This is a genomic window from Rhizobium giardinii bv. giardinii H152 (genome assembly GCF_000379605.1).
Classification (GTDB): domain Bacteria; phylum Pseudomonadota; class Alphaproteobacteria; order Rhizobiales; family Rhizobiaceae; genus Pararhizobium; species Pararhizobium giardinii.
In genome coordinates, this window is record NZ_KB902760.1 from 1 (window position 1) to 1,564 (window position 1,564).

Annotated in this window: 1 protein-coding gene and 1 pseudogene; one reads left to right on the plus strand and one right to left on the minus strand. The window is 57.9% G+C overall.

The features are described from left to right. Positions 1–307, minus strand: a pseudogene (locus A3AY_RS36905) (fatty acid desaturase); the annotation flags it as partial. A 164-nt stretch (positions 308–471) separates the two neighbouring features. On the opposite strand from A3AY_RS36905, the gene A3AY_RS0134210 reads away from it, so the two are divergent. After that, complete coding sequence (locus tag A3AY_RS0134210; protein WP_018330171.1) at positions 472–1,503, plus strand: LacI family DNA-binding transcriptional regulator; 1,032 nt, start codon at positions 472–474, stop codon at positions 1,501–1,503. Positions 1,504–1,564: the final 61 nt, after the last annotated feature.

Below are 1,564 nucleotides of genomic sequence, written 5' to 3' on the forward strand. Positions count from 1 at the left end.
CATGGCCGCATTCGTGCCAGCGCGAATCCGAGGCCGAGCCGTATAGGACGCCATAAATCAGGAAGAACGGCAGACACCACCACGAGCCCCAAAAAGCGATGCCGAAGCTACCTGATACGACCAGGCTGCCGAGCCAGAGGGCGGTGTCGCGGATGGCGGGGCCATCCTCGCGCTTCATCAGTTCCTTCATCTGCTTGCGCGGAATATCGGTGTGATACCACTCGGCGGCGGCAAATCCACTTTCGACCGCGGCCTGGGCGTCGCGTCCGAGCAGGCTGTAGTCGCGTTTCGTGGCAGCCTTGTCCATCTGACCCTCCCTGCTGCGCAATATCGGCATTCCTCCGCCGTGCGCTGTCGTTATTGCCTGCAGGATAGGTTGACTTTCGCAGTGGCTCAATGCAGCTTTGATATATTCTATCAAAACACGTCAAAACTGGCGTGACGTAATGAGAGATTATCTCAGGAGCAGACATGACCGGACGACCGACCATTGCCGATCTCGCCAAGGCTGCCGATGTCAGCGTTGCGACGGTGGATCGCGTTCTCAACGGACGCCATCGCGTCCGCGAGGAAACGGCGCGCCGAGTCTATGACGCCGCAAAATCCATCGGCTACCATGCAATCGGATTGTTGCGGCAACGGGTTTTCGAGGATCTACCGCAATATCGGCTGGGTTTCATCCTGCAAAAACCGAACCAGTCTTTCTATCAGTCCATGACAAAGGAAATCGAGAATGCGGCGCTTTCGATGCCCGGCGTCCGGATCATCCCGCAGATTGACTTCAACATGAGCGCAACGCCGACCGCTTTGACGGAGAGACTGAAGGCGGTTGCAGCGCGCAATCAGGCGGTGGCTCTGGTCTGCCCTGATTATCCGGCGATTACAGCGGCCGTCGAAGGACTGAAGGAAAGGGGTATCCCCGTCTTCTCGCTGCTGTCGGATTTTGCCGCAGGCGTCCGCGAAGGCTATGTCGGCCTCAACAATCGCACGGTCGGGCGTACTGCAGCCTGGATGATCGCCAAGGCGGCGCGAAAGCCCGGAAAGGTCGCCACCTTCATCGGCAGCCACCGCTTTCACGGCCATGAACTGCGAGAGATCGGCTTTCGTTCGTATTTTCGGGAAAACGCGCCGGAATTCGAAGTTCTCGATACGCTGGTCAACCTCGATACGGCTGAAATAACCCACGAAGCGACCGTCAACCTGTTGCAGCGCCATCCGGATCTGATCGGTTTCTACGTCTGTGGCGGGGGCATGGAAGGCGCGATTACCGCACTTGCCGAAGAAAAGATGGCGGGGAAGCTGCTTGTGGTCGTCAATGAACTGACGCCGGAATCGCGTGCAGCGCTTGCTGAGGATCTCGTCACCATGGCGATATCCACTCCGGCAGCCCATGTGGCGCAAGAGCTGATTGGGCAGATGATAGCGGCCATCGATCGCGGTGTGGGCGGCGTGCCTGGCCAGACATTTTTACCCTTTGACATTTTCACGCCGGAAAATATTTGATCGGCCGTGCAGGCCGAATAAATGACGGAATACCATCACGGCGCTTTTGCATTCTTTCACG